Annotated in this window: 21 protein-coding genes and 1 pseudogene; 13 read left to right on the top strand and 9 right to left on the bottom strand. The window is 66.3% G+C overall.

What is annotated here, in order from left to right; all coding sequences use genetic code 11:
• Position 1: 1 nt before the first annotated feature.
• Together AAIO73_RS03895 and AAIO73_RS03890 are read right to left on the bottom strand one after the other, a co-directional pair.
• Entirely contained in the window at positions 2 to 3,211 is a 3,210-nt protein-coding gene (locus tag AAIO73_RS03895; RefSeq protein WP_345876438.1) for an efflux RND transporter permease subunit, read from the bottom strand.
• Positions 3,212 to 3,217: 6 nt separating this feature from the next.
• Complete coding sequence (locus tag AAIO73_RS03890) at positions 3,218 to 4,420, bottom strand: efflux RND transporter periplasmic adaptor subunit (RefSeq protein WP_345876437.1); 1,203 nt, start codon at positions 4,418 to 4,420, stop codon at positions 3,218 to 3,220.
• A 106-nt stretch (positions 4,421 to 4,526) separates the two neighbouring features.
• On the opposite strand from AAIO73_RS03890, the gene AAIO73_RS03885 reads away from it, so the two are divergent.
• Positions 4,527 to 5,198: a TetR/AcrR family transcriptional regulator gene (locus AAIO73_RS03885; RefSeq protein WP_345876436.1), complete on the top strand. Its 672-nt coding sequence runs from the start codon at positions 4,527 to 4,529 to the stop codon at positions 5,196 to 5,198.
• Positions 5,199 to 5,275: 77 nt separating this feature from the next.
• Here AAIO73_RS03885 and AAIO73_RS03880 read toward each other — a convergent pair whose 3' ends face one another.
• Genes AAIO73_RS03880 through AAIO73_RS03865 form a run of 4 tightly spaced genes read right to left on the bottom strand, consistent with a single transcriptional unit; the run spans position 5,276 to position 9,841 of the window.
• Entirely contained in the window at positions 5,276 to 5,785 is a 510-nt protein-coding gene (locus AAIO73_RS03880; RefSeq protein WP_345876435.1) for a GNAT family N-acetyltransferase, read from the bottom strand.
• Positions 5,782 to 7,149, bottom strand: a complete 1,368-nt coding sequence (locus AAIO73_RS03875; RefSeq protein ID WP_345876434.1) for an efflux transporter outer membrane subunit — start codon at positions 7,147 to 7,149, stop codon at positions 5,782 to 5,784. The genes AAIO73_RS03880 and AAIO73_RS03875 overlap by 4 nt, the downstream gene beginning before the upstream one ends.
• Positions 7,146 to 8,294, bottom strand: coding sequence for an HlyD family secretion protein (locus AAIO73_RS03870; RefSeq protein WP_345876433.1), 1,149 nt, complete (start codon positions 8,292 to 8,294; stop codon positions 7,146 to 7,148). Before AAIO73_RS03870 ends, AAIO73_RS03875 begins: the two co-directional genes overlap by 4 nt.
• Positions 8,291 to 9,841, bottom strand: a complete 1,551-nt coding sequence (locus AAIO73_RS03865; RefSeq protein ID WP_345876432.1) for an MFS transporter — start codon at positions 9,839 to 9,841, stop codon at positions 8,291 to 8,293. Before AAIO73_RS03865 ends, AAIO73_RS03870 begins: the two co-directional genes overlap by 4 nt.
• 252 nt (positions 9,842 to 10,093) lie before the next feature.
• On the opposite strand from AAIO73_RS03865, the gene AAIO73_RS03860 reads away from it, so the two are divergent.
• The 6 genes from AAIO73_RS03860 to AAIO73_RS03835 all read left to right on the top strand — a co-directional run bounded on the left by AAIO73_RS03860 (position 10,094) and on the right by AAIO73_RS03835 (position 17,253).
• Complete coding sequence (locus AAIO73_RS03860; protein WP_345876430.1) at positions 10,094 to 11,866, top strand: M14 family metallopeptidase; 1,773 nt, start codon at positions 10,094 to 10,096, stop codon at positions 11,864 to 11,866.
• Positions 11,867 to 12,050: 184 nt separating this feature from the next.
• A complete protein-coding gene (locus AAIO73_RS03855) occupies positions 12,051 to 12,761 on the top strand; it encodes a response regulator (protein WP_345876427.1) in 711 nt (236 codons plus the stop codon).
• A 4-nt stretch (positions 12,762 to 12,765) separates the two neighbouring features.
• A complete protein-coding gene (locus tag AAIO73_RS03850; protein ID WP_345876425.1) occupies positions 12,766 to 14,109 on the top strand; it encodes an ATP-binding protein in 1,344 nt (447 codons plus the stop codon).
• Positions 14,110 to 14,209: 100 nt separating this feature from the next.
• Entirely contained in the window at positions 14,210 to 14,905 is a 696-nt protein-coding gene (locus tag AAIO73_RS03845; RefSeq protein ID WP_242115957.1) for a carbonic anhydrase, read from the top strand.
• 126 nt (positions 14,906 to 15,031) lie between these two features.
• Positions 15,032 to 16,621 (top strand): SulP family inorganic anion transporter, encoded by a 1,590-nt coding sequence (locus tag AAIO73_RS03840; RefSeq protein WP_345876422.1) that lies wholly within the window; start codon positions 15,032 to 15,034, stop codon positions 16,619 to 16,621.
• Entirely contained in the window at positions 16,618 to 17,253 is a 636-nt protein-coding gene (locus AAIO73_RS03835; RefSeq protein ID WP_345876421.1) for a carbonic anhydrase, read from the top strand. The genes AAIO73_RS03840 and AAIO73_RS03835 overlap by 4 nt, the downstream gene beginning before the upstream one ends.
• A 40-nt stretch (positions 17,254 to 17,293) precedes the next feature.
• Here the strand turns inward: AAIO73_RS03835 and AAIO73_RS03830 are convergent.
• Positions 17,294 to 17,761 (bottom strand): annotated as a pseudogene (locus AAIO73_RS03830) (esterase-like activity of phytase family protein); the annotation flags it as partial.
• Positions 17,762 to 17,789: 28 nt separating this feature from the next.
• Here AAIO73_RS03830 and AAIO73_RS03825 point away from each other — a divergent pair.
• Positions 17,790 to 17,939: a hypothetical protein gene (locus AAIO73_RS03825; protein WP_345876911.1), complete on the top strand. Its 150-nt coding sequence runs from the start codon at positions 17,790 to 17,792 to the stop codon at positions 17,937 to 17,939.
• Between the two features lie 96 nt (positions 17,940 to 18,035).
• On the opposite strand, the gene AAIO73_RS03820 is transcribed toward AAIO73_RS03825, so the two are convergent.
• Entirely contained in the window at positions 18,036 to 18,962 is a 927-nt protein-coding gene (locus AAIO73_RS03820; RefSeq protein ID WP_345876418.1) for a TonB-dependent receptor domain-containing protein, read from the bottom strand.
• Positions 18,963 to 19,212: 250 nt separating this feature from the next.
• On the opposite strand from AAIO73_RS03820, the gene AAIO73_RS03815 reads away from it, so the two are divergent.
• Genes AAIO73_RS03815 through AAIO73_RS03795 form a run of 5 tightly spaced genes read left to right on the top strand, consistent with a single transcriptional unit; the run spans position 19,213 to position 24,363 of the window.
• A complete protein-coding gene (locus AAIO73_RS03815; protein WP_345876417.1) occupies positions 19,213 to 21,372 on the top strand; it encodes a TonB-dependent siderophore receptor in 2,160 nt (719 codons plus the stop codon).
• Entirely contained in the window at positions 21,369 to 22,193 is an 825-nt protein-coding gene (locus AAIO73_RS03810) for an alpha/beta hydrolase (RefSeq protein WP_345876416.1), read from the top strand. Before AAIO73_RS03815 ends, AAIO73_RS03810 begins: the two co-directional genes overlap by 4 nt.
• A 41-nt stretch (positions 22,194 to 22,234) precedes the next feature.
• The gene (locus tag AAIO73_RS03805; RefSeq protein ID WP_345876413.1) at positions 22,235 to 22,465 is read left to right on the top strand and encodes a hypothetical protein; all 231 of its coding nucleotides are present in this window, start codon (positions 22,235 to 22,237) and stop codon (positions 22,463 to 22,465) included.
• Positions 22,462 to 22,758: a hypothetical protein gene (locus tag AAIO73_RS03800; protein WP_345876411.1), complete on the top strand. Its 297-nt coding sequence runs from the start codon at positions 22,462 to 22,464 to the stop codon at positions 22,756 to 22,758. Before AAIO73_RS03805 ends, AAIO73_RS03800 begins: the two co-directional genes overlap by 4 nt.
• Positions 22,759 to 22,764: 6 nt before the next feature.
• Positions 22,765 to 24,363 (top strand): PepSY-associated TM helix domain-containing protein, encoded by a 1,599-nt coding sequence (locus tag AAIO73_RS03795; RefSeq protein WP_345876410.1) that lies wholly within the window; start codon positions 22,765 to 22,767, stop codon positions 24,361 to 24,363.
• Between the two features lie 209 nt (positions 24,364 to 24,572).
• Here AAIO73_RS03795 and AAIO73_RS03790 read toward each other — a convergent pair whose 3' ends face one another.
• Entirely contained in the window at positions 24,573 to 25,883 is a 1,311-nt protein-coding gene (locus AAIO73_RS03790) for an alpha/beta hydrolase family protein (RefSeq protein ID WP_345876408.1), read from the bottom strand.
• Positions 25,884 to 25,898: the final 15 nt, after the last annotated feature.

Genomic DNA, 25,898 nt, shown 5'->3' with positions numbered 1-25,898 from the left:
GTCATGCCCCCTGCGGCGCAGCTTCGCCGCCGTCGGAGGACCGGTTGCCGCCATCGGGTTCGATGTCCCGGTTGGCGGACGGGGTGTTCTTGTCGCTGCCGCCATGGCCGAACAGGCGCAGTACGACGACGAAGAACATCGGCACGAAGAAGATAGCGAGGATCGTCGCCGACAACATGCCGCCGACCACTGCGCGGCCGATCGCATTCTGCCCGCCGGCACCCGCACCGGTCGACAATGCCAGCGGCAACACGCCGAAGACGAAGGCGAGCGACGTCATCAGGATCGGGCGGAGACGGAGCCGGGCAGCCTCCACCGCAGCATCGACCGCGTTCATCCCGTCCCCCATCCGCTCCTCGGCGAATTCCACGATCAGGATCGCATTCTTCGCCGACACGCCGATCGTGGTGATCAGGCCGACCTGCAGATAGATGTCGTTGTTGAGACCAGTCAGCCATGCCGCCAGCAGCGCGCCGAGAATCCCGAGCGGCACAACGAGCAGGACCGAGATCGGCACCGACCAGCTTTCATACAGTGCGGCGAGACACAGGAACACGATCAGCAGCGACAGCCCGTACAGCGCCGGCGCCTGCCCGCCCGACAACCGTTCCTCGAACGACAGGCCGGTCCATTCGAGCGCGGTGCCCGGCGGCAGCTTGGCATGGATTTCCTCCATCGCCGTCATCGCCGCACCGGTGCTCAGCCCCGCCCCCGGCGAACCTTGCAGCTGCATCGCCGACTGCCCGTTATATCGGGTCAGCTGAACCGGCGCATTTGCCCATTCGAGCGTCGAGAAGGCGGTGAACGGCACCATCTGTCCGGTGGCATTGCGCACATACAGGTCGCCGACATCTTCGGGGCTCAGTCGATAGGGGGTATCGGCCTGGATATAGACGCGCTTCACGCGCCCCCGGTCGATGAAGTCGTTGATATAGCCGCCGCCCCATGCGGTCGAGATCGTCGAATTGACGTCGGCTAAGTCTAGGCCCAGCGCGCGCGCCTTATCTTCGTCGATATTGATCTTCAGCTGCGGCGCATCGTCGAGGCTGAGCGGACGCACCTGTGCGACACGCCCATCCTGCGCGGCCATGCCGAGCATCATGTTGCGTGCCTGGAGCAGCCGGTCATGGCCGATGCCGCCGGTATCGACGAGTTGCACGTCGAATCCGGTCGCATTGCCCAGTTCCTGCACGGCTGGCGGCACCAGCGCGAAGATCAGCCCGTCCTTATAGCCCGCGAACGCGCCCATCGCCCGACCGACGATCGACTGCGCCTTGTTTTCGGCACCGCTGCGTTCGTCCCACGGCTTCAGGTTGACGAACACCAGACCGGCATTCTGCCCCTGTCCCGCAAAGCTGAACCCGTTGATCGTGAAGACCCCGGCCACATTGGCCGATTCCTGCTTCAGGAAATGGTCGCGCACCAGGTTCAGGCCCTTTTCGGTACGACCGCTGGTCGCTCCCGCCGGACCCTGTACCAGCGCCAGCACCGTCCCCTGATCCTCGTCGGGCAGGAAGCCCGAGGGCAGACGCGTGAACACGAACACCATGCCGCCGACGATCAGCAGATAGACCAGCATCGACCGTTTCCAGTTGCGCGTGGTGCGTCGGACGCCGCCTTCGTACTTGTTCTGGCCGCGTTCGAACCGGTCGTTGAACCAGCGGAAGAAGCGCGCGAGCAGGCCATTGCCCTGCTCATGCTTGTGCGGATCATGCGGTTTCAGGATCGTGGCGCACAATGCGGGCGTCAGGATCAGCGCGACCGCGACCGACAACACCATCGCCGACACGATCGTGATCGAGAACTGGCGATAGATGACGCCGGTCGACCCGCCGAAGAACGCCATCGGCAGGAACACCGCCGACAGGACCAGGCCGATACCGACCAGCGCGCCGGTGATTTCGTCCATCGACTTGCGCGCGGCTTCCTTCGGGCTCAGCCCTTCGGTCTGGATTAGGCGTTCGACGTTCTCGACCACGACGATCGCGTCGTCGACCAGCAGGCCGATCGCCAGCACCATGCCGAACAGCGTCAGCGTGTTGATGGTGAAGCCCGCGACCGCCATCACGGCAAAGGTGCCGAGCAGCACCACCGGGACGGCGATGGTCGGGATGATCGTCGCCCGCCAGTTCTGAAGGAACAGGAACATGACAAGGAAGACGAGCACCACCGCCTCGATCAGCGTGTGGATGACCTGTTCGACCGACAGGCGGACGAACGGCGTCGTGTCGTACGGATAGATGACTTTGACGTCGCCCGGCAGGCCGCGACCGATTTCCTGCGCGCGCGCCTTGACCAGTTCGACCGTGTCGAGCGCGTTCGCACCCGCCGCCAGCCGAACGCCGAAGCCCGATGCCGGACGGCCGTTATACTGCACGTCGAAGCCGTAATTCTCGGCGCCGATCTCGACCCGGGCGACGTCGCCCAGCCGGACGACCGCACCGTCGGCATTGGTCTTCAACCGGATATTGGCGAATTGCTCGGGCGTTTGCAGGCGCGACTGGACGCTGACCGTGGCGTTCAGCATCTGCTCCTTGGGCGCCGGCTGTGCGCCGATCTGTCCGGCGGAAACCTGTGCGTTCTGCGCCTGGACCGCCGCCGTCACGTCGCCGATGGTCAGCTGATAGCTGTTGAGCTTCAGCGGATCGACCCAGATGCGCATGGCATATTGCGCGCCGAACACTTGCAATTCGCCGACGCCGGATACGCGGCTGATCGGGTCCTGAAACTGCGACACGACCATGTCGGACAGGTCGTTGTTGCTGTGCGACCCGTCGGTCGAGACCAGACCGACGACGACGAGGAAGCTGGCAGCGGACTTGGTGACCTGAATCCCTTGCCGCTGGACCTCCTGCGGCAACAGCGGGGTCGCCGCCTGCAGCTTGTTCTGGACCTGCACCTGCGCGATGTCGGGATCGGTGCCCTGCTCGAACGTCAGCGTGATCGTCACCGTCCCCGCCGAGGAGGAGGAGGACGAGAAATAGCGCAGATTGTCGATGCCGCGCAGCTGCTGTTCGATGATCTGGGTCGTCGTGCGCTCCAGCGTCTCCGCGTCCGCCCCCGGATAGGTGGCGGTGATCGCGACCGCAGGCGGCGCGATTTCGGGGAACTGCGCGATCGGCAGGCTGCGGATCGCGATCGCGCCGGCCAGCATCATGACGACGGCGATGACCCATGCGAAGATGGGCCGGTCGATGAAATAGCGGGACATCAGCGGTTACTTCGCCTGTGCCTGCGGACCGCCGGCGGCACCGGGGGCGGCGCCCTGCGGTGCCGCTCCGGCGGTCTGCGGATTCCATTGGTAACCCTTCACCGGGGTGCCGGACTGCAACATCTGCGCGCCTTCGACGACGACCTTGTCGCCGGGCCGGAGGCCGCCGGTCACCAGCCACGCATCGCCGATCGTCCGGTCGGTCGTCAGCGGGCGGGGCGCCAGCTTGCCGTCGGCCCCGATGACCAGCACCGTCGCGCTGCCCTTCGGATCGCGGGTCACCGCGCGTTGCGGGACCAGCATGCCGTTCGCCTTGGTCCCTTCGACCAGTTCGGCGCGGACATACATGCCCGGCAGCAACAGCCCGCGCGGATTCGCGAAGACCGCCCGGATCGCCTGCGTTCCCGTCGCCGGGTCCACGGTCACGTCGGTGAACTTCAGCGTCCCCTCGATCGGATAGGTGCTGCCATCCTCCAGCTTCAGCCGGACCCGCGCCGCGCCGGAGCCGCGCGACAGGTTGCCGTCGAGGATCTGCTGGCGCAGCTTAAGGAGGTCGGCGCTCGACTGCTGGATATCGACGTAGATCGGGTCGAGCCGCTGGATGGTGGTCAACGCCTCGGTCTGCGCCGCCGACACCAGCGCGCCGGTGGTATAGACCGACCGTCCGATCCGGCCCGAGATCGGTGCTTTGATCGTCGTGCGCGACAGGTCGATCTGCGCCTGCCGCAGCGCGGCCTGCTGCGCGGCGATGTCCGCCTCGGCCTGCTGCGCGCCAGTTACCGCATTCTCATATTCCTGGCGCGCGATCGCGTTGATCTTGACCAGTTCGCCATAGCGGCGGGCAAGGTTGCGGGTCGATGCGATCGACGCCTGTGCCCGCGACAATGCAGCGCGCGCACTCGCCACCGCCGCCTGATAGGGCGACGGGTCGATGCGATAGAGCGGCTGGCCCTGCCGGACGTAATCGCCCTCCTGGAACAGCCGGGCAAGGATCAGCCCGTTGACCTGCGGTCGCACATCCGACGTTTCATAGGGCGCGGTGCGGCCGGGCAACTGGGTGGTCAGCGTCACCGGCTGCGCCTGAACGGTCACGAACCCGACCTGCGGCGGCCCCTGCGGCGCGCCCGGCTGCGGTTGCTGTTCGCCGCCGCCGCCGCCACAGGCCGAAAGGAGGAGCGCCAGTGCCAATGGGGCCATGCGATGTTTCATGAACGTCCTCGACGGATGTGCTAAACGTGAGTGATCGATCACTCACACATTGGCGGCGCCTACGCCGACCGGCGGAAAGTGGCAAGAGGTTACAGGTGAATCGGACGTGAATTTGTTGCAGTGCGGAGTGGCATGCCGGGCGAGCAAGGCGTTGGCCCGGCGCGAAAAGCTGGTTGCGGTGGCGCGGACATTGTTCGCCGAACATGGTTTCCACGGCACCGGAGTCGCGCAGATTGCGGCGGTTTCGGGTATCAAGGTCGGACAAATTTATCGCGATTTCGCCGATAAAGAGGCGATCGTCGCCGCGATCGTGGAGGGTGACCTCGCCACCTTCCTGCACGAGGCCGAAATTGCGCAAGCGGTGAAGGCCGGCGATGTCGATGCGATCCGCGCATGGCTGCGGATGTTCTTGCAGTGCGGCAGAGATATCGAGTCGCGACAGTTGATGCCCGAAATCATCGCGGAGGCCGCGCGCAACGACCGGATCAAAGCGATCGCGCACGACATCAACCGTCGGGTCAAGCAGGCGCTGATTCTGTCGCTGACCGGCCTTGCTCCCCGTCCCGATCAGGCCGAGTCGCGCGCCGAACTTGCCGAAATGATCCTGACGGTCGGCGCGGGAATCATGCATCGTCGGATTGCGGACCCAGATTTCGACGACGCGACCGCCTATTCGCGGCTGATGACCCTGGTCGAGCGCTGGGTTGACCAATTGTTGGACAGTCCGGCGTACCCAGGTCTCCAAAAGAACCATTGCGGATTTGTTGCAGCAGGTTAAATCGAAGTTGCGCACTCCCTTGCGCTGCCGTTGCAGGCCCCGTCCGGTCCCCCGGGCGGGGCTTGTCGTTTGGGGGGTCATCGCGGCAAGCTGCGTTCCAGCACCACGAACGACAGGGGCTGGCGCGGCAGGCCGAAGCGCGGATCGTCCATCGGAAACGGCCGGGTCTCGCCAGTCGCGACATAGCCCTGCCGGACATACCACGCGATCAGTTCGACACGCATGTCGATGACCGTCATCTCCATCGTCCGGGCGCCATGGACGCGGACCGCATGATCCTCCGCCGCCAGTACCAGCCGCCGGCCCAGCCCGCCGGCCTGCACGTCCGGCCGTACCGCCAACAGGCCGAGCGCGGCCTGGTCCGGCGCGATGTGCGATACCTGGACGCATCCGGTCGTATCGTCGGTCATCAGGATCGCGCGATCGGGGTCGATCATCACTTCAGCCAGTGCCGCACGGTCGGTGCGCTGCCCGTCGAGCAGGTCCGCCTCATGCGTCCACCCGGCCCGCGCCGACTCGCCGCGAAACGCCGACTCGACCAGTGCGTGCAGCGCCGGCACGTCCTCCATCGTCGCAACCCGGATCATGCGCCGGTCCCCCAGCCGCCGCCCATCGCCTGATACAGCGCGACCAGCACAGTCAACTGATCGGCGCGCACCTCTTCGAGCGACAATTCGGCGCTGAACAATGCGCGCTGCGCATCGAGTTGCTCCAGATAGGGGCTGTAGCCGGCCCGGTAGCGGTTGGTTGCATGGCGCAGCGCCTCGGCAGTCGCGGTGCGCTGCGCCTCCAGCGCGCGCCGCTGTACCGCCAGCCGGTCGACCGCCGCCAGTGCATCCTCGACCTCACGAAACGCGGTCAGCACGCTGCGTTGATAGGCGAACGCCGCCTGATCCCTTCGCGCGGTGGCTGCATCGTAATTCCCACGCAACTGCCCGCCACGGAACAGTGGCGCCAGCACGCTCGCCCCGATCGACCAGATGCCGACCGGATTGGGCAGCGCGCTCGACAGCACTTCCCCGGTCGATCCGGTCAGCCGCAGCGACGGCAGAAACTGCGCGCGTGCCCCCGCGAGCGACGCGTCGCTCGCCGCCAGTGTCGCCTCGGCCTGGGCGATATCGGGGCGTCGCCGCAACAAGTCGGACGGCAGCCCCGCCGGGATCGGTGGCGGCATCAGCGCGTCCAATGCCCGTCCGCGGTCGATCGCCCGCGGCGGAGTGCCGGTCAGCAACGCCAACGCATTTTCCTGCCGCCGCGCCAGCAATTCTAGCTGCGGCAGGGTCTGCGTCACGCCGGCATATTCGGCCTCGGCCTGTCGCAGTTCGAGTTGCGAAGTATAGCCCGCCTCCGCGCGCGAACGGGCGATGCGCAACGCCTCACCACGCGACGCGATCGTCGCCCGCACCGTCTCGATCCGTGCGTCGAGGCCGCGCAGCGTCACATAGCCGCTGGCGGTGGCGGCGGCGACCGCCAGCCGGGCGCTGTCGGCGGCGGCGGCGGCGGCATCGCCCGTCAGCCGCGCCGCCGCGATCGTCTGCCCGACCCGTCCGAACAAATCGATCTCGTACGCCGACTGGAACACGGGTTGCAGCGACGTGCCGGTCGTCGCCGACCCGAACGCGTTCAGCGCGCGCTGCTCGATTAGCCCCACCCCGGCGTCGAGCGTCGGGAAGCGCGCCGCGCGTGCCACCCGCTCCTGCCCGCGCGCCTCGGCTACGCGCGCGGCGGTGATGGCGATGTCGGGGTTGTTGTTCAACGCCGCCTCGACCAGCCGGGTCAGTTCGGGATCGCCGAACGCCTGCCACCAATTGGCGGTAATCGGTGCAACACCGGGCAACGCCGTGCGCCACGTCGCGGGCGGCGCGACCGCCGCCGCTTCCGGGCGCGGCCGTTCGGGCGGGGCACAGGCGGCCAGCATCGCCAGCGCCGCCAAGGCGATCCGCCCCCTCATCGCGCCGCCGGCGACACGCCGCTACGGGTATCGACCCGCGCCTCGACCGACATGCCCGGCCGCAGTCGCTGGAATAGCGGGTCGCGCGCATCGATGGCGATGCGCACGGGAATACGCTGCGCCACCTTCACGAAGTTTCCCGTGGCATTATCCGCCCGGATCACCGCGAACTCGTTGGCGGCGGCAGGCGCAATGCGCTCCACCCGCCCGCGCAATTCGGCCCGGTCGAGCGCATCGACCCGGATCGTCGCCGGCTGCCCCGGCGCCATGCGCGCGGTCTGCGCCTCCTTGAAATTGGCGGTGACCCAGACGGTCGGCGGCACGAGGAACATCATCTGCGTCCCCGCCGTGACATATTGCCCCAGCCGCACTCCGACCTCCCCCAGCCGTCCATCCTGCGGCGCGCGGATGATCGTGTTGGCCAAATCGATCTCGGCAAGTCGCACCGCCGCGCGTGCATTCTCGACCGCCGCGTTCAGCCCGCCGCGCCCGACCGTTACCGTCCGCACCTGTTCCTGCGCGACGCTACGCTGCGCCTGCGCCTGCAACACCCCGGCCTGCGCCGCGCGCAGCGCTGCCAGCGTCTGGTCGCGTTCGCGCAGCGACACCGATCCTTCGCGCACCAGATCGTTGACGCGCGCCATATCTGCCTGCGCGCGCACCAGCTGTGCCTGCGCATTGACGACTGCCGCCGCCTGCCCGCCAAGACTCGCTTCGCTCGAGCGTTCGCTCTGCTGCGAATTGGCGAGGTTCGCCTGTTGCGCCGCCAGCCCGGCCCGCGCCTGATCGACGCGCTGGCGATAGATGCGATCGTCGATCCGCGCGAGCACCTGTCCCGCCTTCACGTCCTGGAAATCGCGGACCAGCACTTGCGTGACATAGCCATTGACCTGCGGCGCGATGATCGTCGTCTGCCCGCGCACATAGGCATTGTCGGTCGCCTGGATCGCGCTGCCGAACGGCCACAGCCCCCATGCGTATAGCGCCAGCGCGATGCCCCCGAGCAGCAGCGCGACGAAGCCGATCGTGGCTTTCAGCGACCCGCGCGGCGGTGCCCAGCCGCGCGCCCGCGCCGGTTCACGCGGCACCTCGACCGGGTCGGTCAGCCGCTGTTTCTCGTCTTCGGTAAGTTGCGTATAGGTCATGACATTTGCTGCTGTCGCATGCGTTGCACGGCGGCCAGATCGGCGGCGAGCGGGTTCACGCCCTTCATGCGGAAGCGCAGCCACAGCGCGCCGAGCCACACCACCATCGCCGCCGACAGGATCGCGACGGCGAGAAAGACATCGTTATAGGCGAGGATGTTCGCCTCCCGCGTCACCTGTTGCCCCAGCAGCCCCGTGCCCGACGCCTGCCGCAGCGTCGCGTCGCCGAGCACGCGGGCATAGGCGCCGCCCAGTTGCTGGATACGCTGCACGACCAGCGGATCGGTGACCGTCAGGCTCTGGGTCAGTTCGAACGCGTGATATTTCTCGCGCACAATCTGGAAGGATCCCAGCAGCGCGGTGCCGGCAAGGCCGCCCATCGTCTGCGAAATGCTGAAGATCGCGGAGAAGCTGATGATATGGCTCGGCCCCCGCGCCAGCGCGCGGAAGATGCCGATCATCACCATCGGTCCAAGGAAATAGAGCGCGGCAAAGGCGACGATCGCCTGGCTGACATACAGGCTCGACGGGCGGGTAAGATTGGTCGAATCTGAATCCATCCACGCCCCGATGCCGATCATAGCGACCGCGATCACCACCGGCTTGTACAAATCCTGCATGTTCAGCGTCTTGAGGCAGACGACCAGCCCCGCGATCGACGCCAGCGTCATGACGAGGCTGAGCGTTACCAGCTGATCATTGCCCATCCCGACCACGGTCAGCAGCCCGACCGCGCCGAACGTCTGTTCGGACAACAGGATACGCAGACTGGCCGCGACGATCGCAAACCGGACGATGTTGCGCCCCAGCATCCAGCGCGTGTTGAGCAGCGGATTGGCGCGGTTATGCTCGATCAGCAGCGCGCCGCCGATCAGCGGGATGGCGGCGGCGGTGGCGTATCCCAGCCACGGCGTCGACCACCACTGGATGCGCCCCTGCACCAGCACCGCGCACAACAGCGCGATGCCCGGCGCGAACAGTGCGAAGGTCAGGAAGTCGATCCGCTCGAACGCCGGCGTCCGCTCCGACGGCGGCAGCCGCAGCAATGCCACCGAGCCGAGGCACATCAGCGTCAGCCCCAGTTCGAACAGGAACAGCGCCTCGATCCGCCCATCGGCCAGCAGCAGCGGCGACAGCGTCCGCGCCAACGGCAACGCGACCTGCGACGCACCGAAGCCGATGATCATCCCCGACAGACGCGCGGCGGCGGGCAGCGCCTGCATGATGTAGAGGAAACACAACGTCGTCAGCGCGCTGCCCGCCACGCCCGCCGCCCCGCGTACGATCAACTGCACGCCATAGCTGTGGACGAACACCTGCAACACGTTCAGAACCAGAAAGGCCAGCAGGAAGATGCGCGTGAAGCGCTGCAACCCGAATTGCTGACGAAACTTGATGAGCAGCATCGACATGCACACGCTGGTCATCGAATAGATCGCGGTCAGCCACCCACCCTCGACCGGGGTAAGCCCCAGCGATCCCTGAATCTGTGGCAGGTTGGCAATCAGCAGCCCGTTGTTGAACCCGCCGGTGACGCCCAGCAGCATGCCGATCGCGAAATAGCCGACCCGACGCGCGAACGGGTGCTCGGGCGTGGCGGGCGAACCGGGCAGGAACGGCCGTTCGTGCGGCTTGAACTCATAGGCCGGGGCGATCGCCGTGGCTCCATACAGGGATATTGCCGAGCAACAACTTGTTACGCAACAGATCGTTCCGGCTGGGGAATGGATTGCCCATCCTTCCCTTTGGTAGGAAGGAGAAGGACTGGCTTCCCTGCCCGCATCCGCTACGATCGTGCAATGCGTTTCCTGATCCTCGCCGCCGCCCTATCCGCCTCCGCCGCCACCGCCCAAACCCCGCTCGAAGCGCCGCTGCCGCCGGTCCGCCCGTGGCACGGCGCCAGCGAGAAGCTGATCGCCAAACCGAACGACCCGTGGATCACCCCGGCTGAAGCGAGCGATTTCGTCACCACCCCCGACTATGCCGCAACCCGCGCGTGGATCGACCGGCTGGTCGCTGCGTCCCCGCTACTGACCATCGAAACCTTCGGCAAAAGTCCGCAAGGGCGCGACCTCTACGCGGTCCGCGCCCATAAGGGTGAAGATGGCAAGCCGGTCGTGCTGGTACAGGCCGGCATCCATGCCGGTGAGATCGAGGGCAAGGACGCAGGGCTGATGCTGCTGCGCGACATCGTGTTGCGCGGCAAAGACAGGCTGCTCGACAAGGTCGATCTGGTGTTCGTCCCCATCTACAATGTCGACGGCCACGAACGCTCCGGCCCGTATAACCGCCCGAACCAGCGCGGGCCGAAGGATATGGGCTGGCGCACCACCGCGCAGAATCTGAACCTCAACCGCGATTATCTGAAGGCCGATGCGCCGGAGGCACAGGCGATGATCGGCCTGATCCGCCGGCTCGACCCGGTACTGTATCTCGACCTGCACGTGACCGACGGCATCGACCACCGCTACGACGTTACCTACGCCTTCTCGGGTTGGCGGGGCTATTACGCCCGCTCGGCAGCCATCGGCCGGTTTCTCGACACGCGGCTGCGCCCGGCCATGGACGCCGCACTGAAACGTGGCGGCCACACCCCCGGCTATTATGTCAGCACGCTCGACAATCGCGCGCCGGAAAAGGGCATGAGCCAGGACGTCGACACGCCGCGTTTCTCGACCGGCTATGGCGACATCGCGCACATCCCGACCGTGCTGGTCGAGACCCATTCGCTCAAACCCTATCGCCAGCGTGTGCTCGGCACTTATGTGTTCGTCGAGGAATCGCTGCGCATCGCCGCCGAACAGGCACAGGCACTGCGCGCGGCGATCGACGCCGACCGCGCCGACCGCCCGGCGACCGCGACCATGACATGGAAGCCGAACCCGACCCCGCTCTACAGCGTCGATTTTCTGGGGCTGGCGCACGACAGCTATCGCTCGCCCGCCTCGGGTCGTGACGAACTGCGCTGGCTGTCCAAGCCGGTAACGTTCAAGATGCCGGTGTTCGGCAGCCTGCCCGACAAGACCGTCACCTTGCCAAGAGCATGGTGGGTACCCGCCACCCTGCCGCACGTCATCGACCTGCTGAAGCTGCACGGGATCAAGGTCGAGCCGATCGACGCCCCCCGCACGCTCGACCTCGACATGGCGCGCGCGACCGAACCGAAGCTGCAGCCGGCCAGCGAAGGCCATGTCCCGCTCGAGGCAAAGATCGTCCACGAACGCCGTCGCGAGACCTTGCCGCCCGGCTCGGTCCGCGTTCCCGCCGATCAGCCGCTCGGCCTGCTCGCCGCCTTCCTGCTCGAACCCGAAAGCGAGGACGGGGTGCTGGCATGGAACATGGCACCGGCGATGCTGGCCCGCACCGAATATATCGAAGGCTATGCCATCGCCCCGCTCGCCGACAAGATGCTGGCAAGCGACCCGAAGCTGAAGGCGGAATTCGACGCGAAGCTCGCCGCCGATCCCGATTTCGCGAAGGACGCCACTGCGCGATTGCAATGGTTCTATGCCCGCACGCCTTATTATGACGAACGGTACCTGCTGTATCCCATTGGCCGCGAGACGAATTGACCGGCGTCGCAGCCTTCCCCTAAGTCTGTATTCTCAAATGCCGTTCGTGCTGAGTAGGGACTGAGTGTAGTCGAAGGCCCGTATCGAAGCACCCGCCACAAACGGTCCTTCGATACGCCGGACGAACGGATTCATCGATTGCCGCCGGGACCGAATACGCCATGACCAACCCGAGCCACCCCGCATGACCGCCCCATCCATCATCGTCGTCGAGGACGATCCCGCGCTCCGCACGCTGACCGCCCGCGCGCTGCAGGAAAACGGCTATTATGTCCGCACCTGCTCGGCTGCGCCCGAAATGTGGCTGGCGCTGGAACAGGGGCCGGTCGACCTGATCCTGCTCGACATCATGCTGCCGGGCACCAGCGGCATCGACCTGTGCCGCCAGATCCGGCAGAGCAGCGCCGTGCCGATCATCTTCGTCTCGGCCAAGGGCAGCGAGGTCGACCGCGTCATCGGCCTCGAACTCGGCGCCGACGACTATCTGCCCAAACCATTCGGCACGCGCGAGTTGATCGCCCGCGTCCGCGCCGTACTGCGCCGGGGCGAATTGAACGCACAGGCGGCGCAACGCGAGGAAGGCATCTACAGCTTCGAAGGCTGGACCGCCAACCTGCCGCGCCGCGAACTGACCTCACCCACCGGCGCGGCGGTCGACCTGACCGGTGCCGAATTCGACCTGCTGGTCGTGCTGCTCGACCATGCGCAGCGGGTGATCGCCCGCGAACGGCTGATCGAATTGTCGCGCACCCGGCTGGGCGATTCGTCCGACCGCAGCATCGACGTGCTCATCAGCCGTTTGCGCCGCAAGCTGTCGACCGCCGGCGGCACCCCGCCGATCGTTACCGTGCGCGGCGTCGGCTATATGCTGAACGTGCCGGTCGAGCGGCGCTGACCCGGTGGAGGCGAAGCGGCTCCCCGCCCTTCCCTTCGGCCTGATCGGGCGTATCGTCGCGATCCTGCTGCTGACGATCGTCATCGAATTCGGCGTATCGGTGCTGCTCTACGAACGCGCCAGCCAGTTTTCGGTGCGTGACGACGAAGCCCGCCGGCTGGCCGAACATTTGGTGATCGCGCGGCGGATCGTCGAGGAACGCCCGGTGACCCAGCGGGCGGGCATGGCGGCGGAACTAACCACCGAACGCTATGCGGTCCAGTGGCGCGCGACCGCGCCCGAACTGCCCGCCAGCGGCACCGAACTGCGCGAGATGGAACAGCAGGTGCTGGCATGGGAGCCGAGCCTCGCCCCCACCGGCCTGCATCTGACGCTGATCGGACAGGGGCGGCGATCGGTGGTCAGCGGCGCGCTGCGGCTCGACGATGGCAGCTGGCTCTATTTCCGCACGCTCGAACCGCTGCGCGCTTTCGACCTCGCCATCGGCCGCATCCTCCTCGCGCTGATCCCGGCGATCGCGCTGATGGTGGTCGGCGGGCTGCTGATCCGCCGCACGCTGCGGCCGATGCGGCAACTGGCCGACGCGGTCGACCGCTTCGGTCCCGGCGGCGGATCGTCGCTGCCGATCGTCGAGGAAGCGGGGCCGAGCGAGGTCCGCCGCCTCGTCGTCGCCTTCAACGGCTTGCAGGCGCGCATTCACCGGCTGATCGACGAGCGTACCCGCGCGCTGGCGGCGGTCGGCCACGACCTGCGCACGCCGCTTGCCCGGCTGCGGCTGCGCACCGACGCCATTTACGACCGCGACGTGCGCGAGACGGTGCAGAACGACCTCGCCGAAATGGAGGCGATGGTCACCTCGCTGCTCGCCTTTCTGGGCGGCGAGAGCGAACCCGAACGCGCCGTGCTGGTCGATCTGGCGGTATTGTGCGCTAGTATCGTCGACGATGCCGCCGACCATGGCCATGATGCGACCTATATCGGCCCCGACCATTTCGAACGCGCGGTGCGTCGTTCCGGCTTTCGCCGTGCGGTCATCAACCTCGTTGAAAACGCGATCCATTATGGCGGCAGCGTCACCCTGACGCTGGCCGTGGAGGATGGCGCGACCGTGATCCGGGTCGAGGATGACGGCCCCGGCATTCCCGATGAATCGATGGGCGACGTGCTCGAACCCTTTGTCCGGCTCGACACCGCGCGCAAGCGGGACACGGTCGGTTTCGGCCTCGGCCTGTCGATCGTGCAGCGCGCGGTGGAGGGCGAAGGGGGTCGGCTGGAACTGCGCAACCGGGCGAGCGGCGGGCTGTGCGCCGCAATCATCCTGCCCGCGCCATTCGTGGTCCAGCAATAATTCGTTACATCGCAGGCGAACGTAGCAAGATTCCGCCGGCTATAGCATTGCACCAAGCGGCAGGGTTGCACTGGCCGACAGGTTTTGAGGGAGACGCTGCGTGAACGACGTGATCGGCCGGGTTTTCGGGTTCGAAAAGGACGTGTTCGGCAGCGATGCCGACCTCTATTCGAAGCTCGCTACCGATGGTCAAAGCCCGAAGGTGCTGATGATCTCCTGTTCGGACTCGCGCGTCGTCCCCGAACATATCCTGCAGGCGAAGCCGGGCGACGTGTTCGTGATCCGTAACGCCGGCAACATCGTCCCGCCGTTCACGCAGCAGAATGGCGGGACGACCTCGACCGTCGAATATGCGGTCGCGGTCCTCGGCGTGACCGACATCATCGTGTCGGGCCATTCGGGCTGCGGCGCGATGGGCGCACTGATGAAGCCGGAGACGCTCGAAGGACTGCCCAGCGTCGCCGCGTGGCTGCGCCACAGCCATGCCGCCCATTCGGTGATCCAGCACAGCTATCCCGACCTCGACGATGCCGCCGCGGTCCGCGCCGCCAGCCTCGAAAACGTCGTGGTCCAGATTTCGCACCTGCGCACCCATCCGGCCGTCGCGTCGCGGATCGCCAAGGGCGATCTGACGCTGCATGGCTGGTTCGTCGACATCCATGCCGGCTCGATCCTCGCGCTCGACGGCACGACTGGCCGCTTCGTGCCGATCAAGCCGGATCGCCCGCTGCCGGTGGCATTGCCCGCCGCCAAGCGCCTGGCCGCAGATTTCGTGACGGCAGAAGCCGCCGAATAGCCGTTCCCGCAAGATCGGCGGGGCGAACCTTCCCTCCCCCGTTCCGTCGATCCCGGGCACCGCGCCGGGCGTGCTTCCCCCAAGCACGCTCGGCGCACCTCGTTTCAGAACAAGGCCATTGCAGCCATGTCGCAACCCTCCCTACTCGCCAATCTGCGCCAGGACGTGCCGTCTTCGATCGTCGTCGCGCTCGTCGCGCTGCCGCTCTGTCTCGGCGTCGCGCTGGCATCGGGCGCGCCGCTCTTTTCCGGGCTGATCGCCGGGATCGTCGGCGGCATCGTCGTCGGTTCGCTCAGCAAGTCGCCGCTGTCGGTCAGCGGCCCCGCCGCCGGCCTGACCGTGATCGTGCTCGACGCGATCACCAAGCTGCCGAGCTTCGAGGCATTCCTGCTCGCCGTGTTCCTTGCCGGCTGCATGCAGATCCTGCTGTCCTTCTCGCGCTCGGGCGTGCTCGGCGAATTCGTGCCGTCGTCGGTCATTACCGGCATGCTGGCGGCGATCGGCCTGATCCTGATCCTTAAGCAGGTGCCGCACGCGATCGGCTATGACGGCGATCCGGCGGGCGATTTCCAGTTCAATCAAGGCGATGGTCTCAACACCTTCAACACCATCCTCTTCGTGCTGCGCGAACAGGTGGTGTGGGGCGCCACGATCATCGCCGCGATCAGCATCGCCTTCCTGTTCTGGTGGGACAAGAACAAGCCCAAGGACGGCCCGCTGCGCTTCGTTCCCGGCCCGCTGGTCGTCGTCGTCGGCTCGGTCGCGATCAACGCGCTGCTGGGCGTCGTCGCTCCCGCCATTCAGGTGAAGCCGACCCATCTGGTCAGCGTGCCGATCGCCGATGGTCTGGGCGGGTTCGTGAAGCTGTTCAGCCTTCCCGATTTCGGGCAGATCGGCAACGCGACGGTGTGGACGGTGGCGGTGACGCTGGCGATCGTCGCCAGCCTCGAATCGCTGCTGTCGGTGAAGGCGGTCGACGAACTCGATCCCAAGCGCCGCGTGACCGACAAGAACCACGAATTGCTGGCACAGGGCAGCGGCAACATCATCTCGGGGCTGATCGGCGGCCTGCCGGTGACCTCGGTCATCGTGCGGTCCTCGGCGAATGTGGACGCGAACGCCGCGTCGAAAATGTCGACGATCCTGCACGGTACGTGGCTGCTGCTCAGCGTCCTGCTGGTGCCGATGCTGCTCAACATGATCCCGCTATCGGCCCTCGCCGCGGTGCTGATCCAGACGGGCTATAAATTGACCAAGCCAGAACTTTTTACCAAACGCTGGAAACAAGGCATGACCCAGTTCGTGCCGTTCGTCGTCACGATCCTCGCCATCCTGTTCACCGACCTTCTGAAGGGTATCGTGATCGGGCTGGTCGTCGGCTTCATATTTGTGATCGCGCGCAATTTCCGCCCGGCGGTGACGTTCGTGCAGGACGGCGAAGGCCCCGGCGCCAGCTGCATGGTTCGCGCCAAGCGCAACCTGTACTTCATCCACAAGGTCGAACTGACCAGGGAACTGGAGAAGGTGCCGGACAATTGCACGGTGGTGATCGACCTGTCGGCGACCAACTATGTCGATCTCGACAATATCGACATCATCAACGGCTTCATCAAGAATGCGCAGTATCGCGGGATCAACGTGCTGGTGCGCGGCGATATCGGCGAAAAGACCGCGCCCCAGATCAAGGCGCCGCGCAAGGAGGTCGCCTACGCATGAGGGAATACAAGCATCTGCTCCTTGCCAACAAGGCATGGGCCGCCGAGCGGCTCGAGGAAAATCCCGACTATTTCGCGCGGCAGATCGCCGGACAGCAGCCCGAATTCCTGTGGATCGGCTGTTCGGACAGCCGCGTCGCCCCCGACCAGCTCACCAATACCGAGCCGGGTGGCATGTTCATGCATCGCAACATTGCCAACCTGATCGATCCCGGCGACCAGAATCTGATGTCGGTGGTCCAGTTCGCGGTCGAGGTGCTGAAGGTCGGGCACATCATCGTGTGCGGCCATTATGGCTGCGGCGGCATCCAGGCGGCGTTGGAAGGCGGCGTGCAGGGGCATGTCCACGACTGGCTGGCGATCGCCCGCGACGTGATCGATAGCCACCGCGACGAACTCGACGCCCTCCCCGCCGAGCAGCGCGCCAATCGGCTGGTCGAACTCAACGTCCGCGACCAGCTGGTCGCGCTGGCCCGCACCGACATTGTCCAGCGCGCCTTCGCCGCGGGCCAGCCGCTCGAACTACACGGCTGGGTCTACGACCTGCGTGACGGATTGCTGAAGCCGTTGATGGAAATCGACGCGAGCACCCCGCTCGGCACCGTTCCGACACCGGAGAAGGTTCTGGTTTAGGACCCCTCCTGCCCGACCCCGCCCCCCCATCGGCCACGCCGTCCTCATAGGCGGGAACCTCGTTAATGGCGTCCACTGTTCCATTCGGTCCTGCCGCCAACCCCTCCAGCACGCCATTAGATACTGCTCCGCGCGTCTTGTTGTCGGTATAGAGGTAGGCGGCGGGTAGCGAGAAGCTGCGCAGAACGCGGCCCGTTGCATCGCTTTCGTAAATGGCGGGCTGGACGCGCCGGGCGGGATCATCGTTCCACGTCCCCTCCGACGACCAATAGCCATGGCCGTCAGCCCCATGCCGAATAGCTTCAGGGTCGACCGCGGGGCGGTCGATTGGGAAAGGCACGTCCTGCCCATCGCGCAGGATCACCTGCCCCTTCATCCGGACCCGCACCCGATGCCGCGGGGGATTCAACGTGATCGCCAGCCGATAGAAGCGGGGCGGCCGCCCGTCGCCCTTGTCGTCGAAAATGGCGATAAAATCGCCATCTGGAAGCCGGTCGAGTCCGGACAGGCCGCCGATCGGGTACCCTTGAAAGTGGGTGCCGAAAGGAATTTCCGTTGCGCCGATCAGTTCCAGCGTCGACGACGCGGTCGGTTCGGCCGTGGAAGGCCCGGGTGCAGACCCGATCGCCGATATCGCCGCCATTCCCCGGATCGCCCTGTGCTTCATGCCCCGCTCCATCATTTGATGACAGGCAGCCCGGCATGTCCGCCATTTTCGTACACCACGCCCGACAATGCCGCGATTGGCTGCGACGACGCATCCGCCGTCGCAGCCCGTTACGTCAGAACTGGAAATGCACGCTTCCGGTCACCGTACGCGGATTGCCGAAGTTGAAGAAGCCGCCGTCGCTGGTGGCGCTGCCGAGGTTGCGAATATAGGCCTTATCGAACAGGTTCACGACGTTGAACTGAACATAGGTCTTCTCCAGCCCGATCCAGCGCATGCCGATCTGCGCGTCCAGATCAACCAGCGTGTAGCCCGCCACCTTCACGTCGTTGACGTCGGTCACGAAACGATCGCCGACATGCTTGGCCGACAGACCGATCACGCCGAAGGGCAGGCTCACCTGCGCCCGGCCGCCATATTGCCAGTTGGGTGTATCGACGAGCGACTTGCCCCTAGTCGCAATTGCCACCGCGCCGGTTGCGCCGTTCAACACATCGTCTTTCAGCGTGGCGGTCATATAGGACGTAAAGCCGTAGAGCGACAGCCAGCGAGCCGGGCTGACTGACAATGAAGCGTCGATGCCCTTGCTGTCGACTGCGCCGACGTTACGGGCGGCGCTGATCGTCCCGCCGCCCTCGACCGGGGTGGTCACGTTGACGATGCGATTGTCGTAATGGATGAACCAGCCGCCCAATTGCGCCTGCGCAATGCCCATGGTGTAGCGAAGACCCAGAACGTAGGAGTTGGTCCGCTCCGGCTTCGCCTCTTCGCCGATCGGACGAATGACCTTGTCGTCATACGCATAGACTTCGGTGCTCGGCGCGGAAAACCCCTTGGTGTAGCTGGTGAACAGGCTGAGCGTCAGCGTCATCTGCCACGCCAGGCCTAGATTGGGCAGAAGTGCCCGATATTTCTTGATGCGCCCTGAATAGGGTGGCGCGAAACTCCGGGTCCGGCTGTCGGCCTGGACCTGAGCCTGGGTCTGCGAGGTGCAATAGGCTTCGTTGCTGCTACCGGGGATGGTGTAGCAATAGTTGTTCATGTTGCGCCGAAGCCATCATCGTGTGCTCGGCGGCGGAGGACGGCTTCCGGTGCGAAGCAGACGCAAGGTAGCTGGCAAGCCATCGCGGCCGCGTCGCGATTCGGCAGGGCTGCGACCTTATCAGACTTCCAGCCATCCCAGCCACTTATCAAATGCGATTGACTCGCATTATCTGTGGTTACTAGATGCCCTTCGAAATCTTTCGGGAAACGCGCCGTCGGGGACGGCGAACATAGGGGGCGGGAGACCCATGAAGTTATATTGGGGTATTGGGTTGATGCTGTCCTCGGCAGCATCGCCGGTGGCGGCGCAGGACAATGGCGACGCGCTGCGCGATACGGATATCGTCGTGACCGCGACGGGACAGACCCAGGCGACGTCGGGCACGAAGACCAAGACGCGGCTGATCGAGGTGCCGCAGTCGATCTCGGTCATCACCCGCGAGGAACTGGACGTCCGCGCGGTCCACAGCGTGACCGAGGCGCTCGCTTATACCGCCGGTGTCCAGGCCGAGCAGGACGGCATCGACAGCCGCGCCGACAGCTTTTCGGTCCGCGGCTTTTCGGCGGGAAGCTTCAGTGACAATCTGTTCCTCGACGGCATTCGCCTGCCGGCGGGCGGGCAATGGACGCGCACCGCCTTCGATCCCTTTGCGCTCCAACAGATCGAGGCGTTGAAGGGCCCCTCGGCGGTGCTGTTCGGGCAGGTGGCTCCCGGCGGCATCGTCAATCTGGTGACGAAGCGCCCGACCGCGCAACCGCGCGGCGAGATCATGCTTCAGGGGGCCGGGTTCACCGACCTCGGCAAATGGCAATATCAGGGTGCGGCGGACGTGTCGGGGCCACTGACCGCCGACGGCACGATCCGCGCGCGGCTCGTCGGCCTCGCACGCTATGGCGATGCCCAGATCGATGCGATCGAAACCGGGCGCTACTATATCGCGCCGAGCCTCTCCTGGGTGCCCGATGCGGCCACCAGCATCACGGTGATGGGTCAGTATCAGCGCGACGAGGGCGGATCGACCTTCCAGTTCCTACCCTATGTCGGATCGCAGCAGCCGGGCGCAGGCGGCCGCCATATCCGCCTCGACGCGTTTCTGGGCGAGCCGCAGTTCAACACCTATGACCGCAACCAGTATCTGGTCGGATACGCGTTGCGGCACGCCTTTTCCGACCGGTTCGAGCTGCGGCAGAATGGCCGTTACACCCGCGTGGAAACGCTGTTCCAGGGAACCGTGCTGCGCGGAGGGACGCTCGCCAACGGGCAGACGATCAATCGTCGCGCGGTGCAGGGCATCGGTCATTCCGATGGCTATGGCCTGGATACGCAGATCGAAGGCCGGATCGACACCGGTCGGCTGCAACACCGCGTGCTGTTCGGTGTCGACATGCTCGATACCGAATGGCGGCACCTGCGCGACCTGTCGACGGCCGTTCCGCCGATGCCGGACATCTTCAACCCCGTGTCGCAGGGCATCGGCAGGGTCCTTCAGACGCTTGCGCCGCAAGTCCATCTGAATGCACGGCTGGAACAGGTCGGCGCCTATGGTCAGGATCAGATCATGCTTGGCCAGCTTCATGTCACGCTGGGCGCGCGCTATGACTGGGCGAAGAACCATCAGGTCAACGAACTGGCGACCGGCACCACCGATCCGGTAACACTGACCAAGGCGGACAAACCGACGTGGCGGGCGGGGGTCACTTGGGTTTCGCTGAGCGGCATCGCGCCTTATGCGAGCTACTCCACCTCGTTCCAGCCGACCACTGGCCAGTATTTCGACGGCACGCCGTTCAAGCCGACGACCGGCGAGCAATATGAGGCCGGCGTCAAATACCAGCCGCATGGCAGCAACGCGTTGCTCACTGCCGCGCTGTACCAGCTTACCCAGAACAACCTCGCCAGTCCCGACCCGGACGAAAGCCATGTCTGCGCGGGCACGACCTGCCAGGTCCAGACCGGACAGGGCCGCATCCGGGGGATCGAACTGGAAGGCAAGGCGACGCTGGTCGGCGGGCTCAGTATGATCGCGACCGGCACCTATATGGACAGCGAGATCACGCGCGGCGCGCCCGGGCAGCAGGGCAACCGGTTGGCGCAGGTGCCCGATTGGATGGGGTCGCTGTTCGCCGACTATCGCTTTGACGAGGACGGCGCGCTGGCCGGAGTCGGACTGGGCGGCGGGGCGCGCTATGTCGGCGTGTCATACGGCGATACCGCCAATGTGTATCGCGTACCCAGCTACACCTTGTACGACCTGTTCCTGCGCAAGGCTTTTGAGAACGGCATCATCTTGTCGGTCAATGCGCGCAACCTGACCAACCATCGCTTTGTCGCACTCTGCTCGTCGCCTGCGGCCTGTTTCTACGGATCGGGACGGACGCTGAACCTGCGGCTGCAATACCGGTGGTGAGCGTGTTTGCGGCGGTGATGCTCATGTCGGCGGCGCCCGGTGCGCCGGTCACGAAGGAGCCTTCAGCGACGACGCCCTACACGCTGTCGAACAGCGTCGAGCAGGTCGTCCATGCTGAAAACGGCGAGGCTTATCGCATCATGATCGCTTGGCCGGAGGGACCTCCACCACCCGCCGGCTACCCGGTCCTGTATGTCCTGGACGGCGAGGACAATTTCGCGATCGCGGCGCTCACCGCCCGTCGGCTGGCGCGCGCCGCTGCGCGAACGGGCATCTCCAACGGGATTGTCGTCGGGATCGCGGCCGGGCCTTTGCCACGTCGCACCCGCGACTATACGCCCGCGACCCCGGGCTGGACGATCCCCGCGAACCGGCCTGCCAGCGGCATGACCACGGGCGGGGCCGAAGCGTTTCTCGATCTCGTCGGGCGGCGGGTGCAGCCGCTGGTCCGCCAGCGCTGGCAGGTCGATCGTTCGCAGGAGACGTTGCTGGGGCACAGTTTCGGCGGTCTGCTCGCGCTCCATGCGGCATTGACGCGTCCGGCGATGTTCAGTGGCGTGGTCGCGGTCAGTCCGTCGCTGTGGTTCGGGGATGGCCTGATCGCGCGTGAGGTCGCGACGGCCAAGCATGTGCCTCCGATATTGATCGCCGAAGGCGATGACGCCGCCGTCGCTCCGACCGAACTGATTCGGTCGATCGACCGGGTGGCGGACGCTGGTAGGGCACGCTTCCTGCCACTGCCCGGCCAGTCCCACGGAACGACCATGCTGGCAGTGATGGCCCCCGCGATCCGCTTCGCCTTCTCGGGAGCGGAACGATAATCGCGGCGTGGTGCGCGGCATTCGCGACGATCGGCGGGGCATTGAGCGTCTATGCCGGCACACCGCATCAGGCGCTGGTACGTCATGGCGCCGGCAGCCGCCCTTATCGGATGGCGGGGGCGCTACTTCTGGTTATCGCGCTGATCCTGCTGCTGACGATAGAGGGACCGGCGACCGCCGTTTTCACTTGGGCGACGGGCGCCATGCTGGTGTGGAGCATCGTGCCCGCCGTCGTCCGCTGGTGGCGGTTCCGGCAAGAGGCGGCGCGATGAGCCGCCCGCCGCTCACCAGTCGCAACTGGTTCGGCAAGGTATCGGCCGCCGCCATCCTCGGCTTTCCCCTCACGCTGGCGCTGACCTGTACGTTCGCGACCCTGTGCGCGACCGACGACGACGTCTTCAGCGCGCAGCGACAGCTCGCCATGTGGCTTGCGTCGCCAATCTTGTGCGCGATCCTCGGCCTCTGTTTCCTGTTCGGCAGCAGCGCGCGGGCATGGGGCTGGCTCGCGCTCGCCAACCTGCTGGCGTGGGCGCTCTTCGTTGCCACTCGCCTTCTTCTCGGATGATCGCCGATGCGAACCGATATCGTAAAGACCTATAAGGACGTCCATAGCTGGGTCGGCATCGTCGCAGGACTGGCGCTGTTCATCGCCTTCTACGCCGGCGCGATCACGATGTTCGCGGAGCCGCTGAACCGCTGGGCGTCCGCGCCGACGGTCATCGCGACCCCGCCGTCGCTCAATCGTACGTCCGAGTTGATCGAAAAGGTGCTGCGCATCCGACCGGACGCGCGCGCGGCCTATACCGTGCATCTCGGGACCGGTCCCGATCGGCCCGCGCGGGTGAGCTGGACCACCGGCACCCGCCGCGCGCCCGGCCCGACCTTCCTCGCCGCGCTTGCGCCCAACGGCACGTTGCAGGTGATCCGACAGGACGCCTCGGCGGTCGCGGAGTTCATCGACGTGCTCCACCAGAAGGTCGGCCTGCCGATCAGCCGCAGCGCGGCGATGCCGGTCATGGGCATAATTTCGCTGCTCTACGCCGTGGCAATCATCTCCGGCGTCATTTGTTTGCTGCCCAGTCTGGTGAAGGACCTGTTCGCGCTGCGCTTCGGCAAGAACGTCAAGCGGATGTGGCTCGACCTGCACAATCTACTCGGGCTGTTCAGTCTGCCGTTTCACATCGTGATGGCGATAACCGCCGTCATCTTCGCCTTCCACGACCAGATCTACGACATGCAGGGCGCGGTGTATCAGGTCGGTGCGGCCAGGGGCGAACGGGACGCGTCATCGCGGTCCGGGCCGGCGCAGCCGCCCGCGTTCGAGGCAGTGCAAGGCACGCTGTCGCCCGCCGAACTGCAACGGCGCATTGCGACCCAGGCACCCGGCTTCGCGCTCCGCTCTATCACCTATCGCTACGATGCAAAGGACGGTGCGCACGGCGACATCACCGGCGTCGATCCGCGCTATGGCATGCGCGCGCCGACTTATGGTCGGGCGGAGATCGACACGCGCACCGGCGCGATTACTGGCGCCGACTATCTGCCGGGGCGGCAGGGGCCTTGGTTCGCGGCGGTGACATCCTTCTTCACGCTGCATTTCGGCAGCTTCGGTGGTGCGCCCGTGCGCTGGTCGTATTTCCTCCTGGGTCTTGCCGGTGCGTTCCTGTTCTACTCGGGCAATCTCCTTTGGATCGAGAGCCGCCGCCGCAAGGAGCGCAAGGCGGGTGCGGTGACACAGACCCGCGCCACCCGCATCCTCGGGAGCCTGACGACAGGCGTGCCGCTGGGCTGTATCGCCGGCATCTCGCTGACGATCGCTGCCGCCAAATGGCTTCCCGCCGACAAGGGCGATCTCGCCATATGGCATAGCCGCATCTACTATCTGGTGTTCGTCGCGGCCGTCCTCTGGGCACTGGTACGCGGCGCGGCGCGCAGCGGATCGGAATTGCTGTGGCTCGCCGCTGCAGCGACCGCCGCCATTCCGCTCACCACCCTGCTGTCGCCTGTGCTGGCCCAAGGCTGGAGCCATGCCGGCGCGAGCCGACTTGTCGATTTGGTCGCGCTCCTCGGTGCGGCGGGTTTCGCCGTCATGGCGCGCGCCGCCCGGCGGCGGGCCGTGGCGGGGCCGCGCGACAGCGTCTGGGCCGCCCCTGCCGCCGCAACGATATAGGAGCGCGACTTGAACCTTCCCGCTATCCGCGCCGCCGGGATTGTGGCGTCCTCGGTGCGATCTGCTGGGCGATTGGCATCGGAATAGCTCCTATCCGCCCCGGACGCTTGAGGATGAACAGGTCACAGCCGGCGACCGCCACGTAGACAACGTGCGGTTGAGCGCGCCGCTACCGGACCATGTCGGCGCATGGCGTGAACGAGAACCTATTACGGGAACTGGCCGAGTGCTTCGAACAGCAGGCCGGCGCGTCGGCTCGGTTGGAACCCCTTCCAGATAGTCGAGGCCGGTGGCCCCGGACTATACCCCGCATAGCGACCAGCGGGACTGTTCGCCCAGCTTCCGGCGCTGGAATCCGGCACCAGTCCGTCGAGATAGTCGGCCCGTGTGGCGTCGCCTTTCACATAGCGGTCCAGAAACGCCGTGATGAAGTGCGCCTGCACCGCCAGCAACCGATCCTTGCGCCAGACGGCGTCCTCGAACCAGTCCAGATTCCAGAAGTTGCATCGCATCTCCGCCGGTGCGCCGACCAACGCGATGCTGTGCCCGGCATCGCGGAAGGTCAGCAGGTAGCGGCGTGTCGCGCTCGCCCGTTCGAACAGGGTGCGTACGCCGGGATCATAGCCGACGACGCGGTCCTGGCTGCCGACGATGAACAGGGTCGGCGCCGTGATCGATGCCATGCCGTCCTCGGCCCACAGCACCCGGTCGCGCAAGTTGCTGGGCGGGGCGATCGCTACCACCGCCTTCAACCCGTTGACCCGTAGAACCCTCCGCTGCGCGCCATCCGCGACATAGGGGGTGAGCACGCCGCGCGTCGCAGGCCCGAGCGACGTGCCAAGCCGCCCGCCTGCCGCCGCGAGTGCGCCATACCCCCCCATCGAATAGCCGATCACTGCGGTCGCGCCCGGATCGGCAACCGCCAGCGGCCCTTCGCCGGCACGGGCGCGCCGCTGCGCCTCGGCCGCGACGAACACGATATCAAGCGGGCGACGCGCCAGCGGCCCCGCCTGAGCCTCGGGCGTGCGAATGGTGATCGACGGATCGGCAAAGGCGGGCGCGACCACGACATAGCCCTTGCTGGCCAGATTCTCGCCGAGCCACGACAGTAGCTCGGGCGTGTTGCTATAGCCGTGCGCCAGGATCACCAGCGGGAAGCGCCCGCGGGCCGTCACCGCCGCGGGCGTGGCAAGACCCGGCACGGTGAAGGCGACCGGCCGGCCGTCCTCCCCGGGCAGCGCGGTGCGATAGGTCGTGCCGCCCCCGGCACCGGCCGCGGCCGGATACCAGATCTTTACCGCGAGCCGCCGGTCGGCCGGCTTCGGATCGGAACCGTCGGGAAGCGGATAGAGCTGGTCGCGCTGCACGAACACCGTATCGGCGACGCCGATCGGATAGCGCCCGAGTGCAGCCAGTTCGGGCGCATCGACGCCGGGCCGCGCCGGCGCGTCGGGCTCGGCCGCCGCCACCAGCGCCAGCGCCATGCCGAGACCGGCGATCGCCCTGCTCCACCGCGCCATGGTGCCGCTCCCGGC

The sequence above is a fragment of the Sphingomonas epibiotica genome (genome assembly GCF_039615155.1).
Taxonomy (GTDB): Bacteria; Pseudomonadota; Alphaproteobacteria; order Sphingomonadales; family Sphingomonadaceae; genus Sphingomonas.
This window is presented reverse-complemented; position numbering and strand designations above follow the sequence as displayed.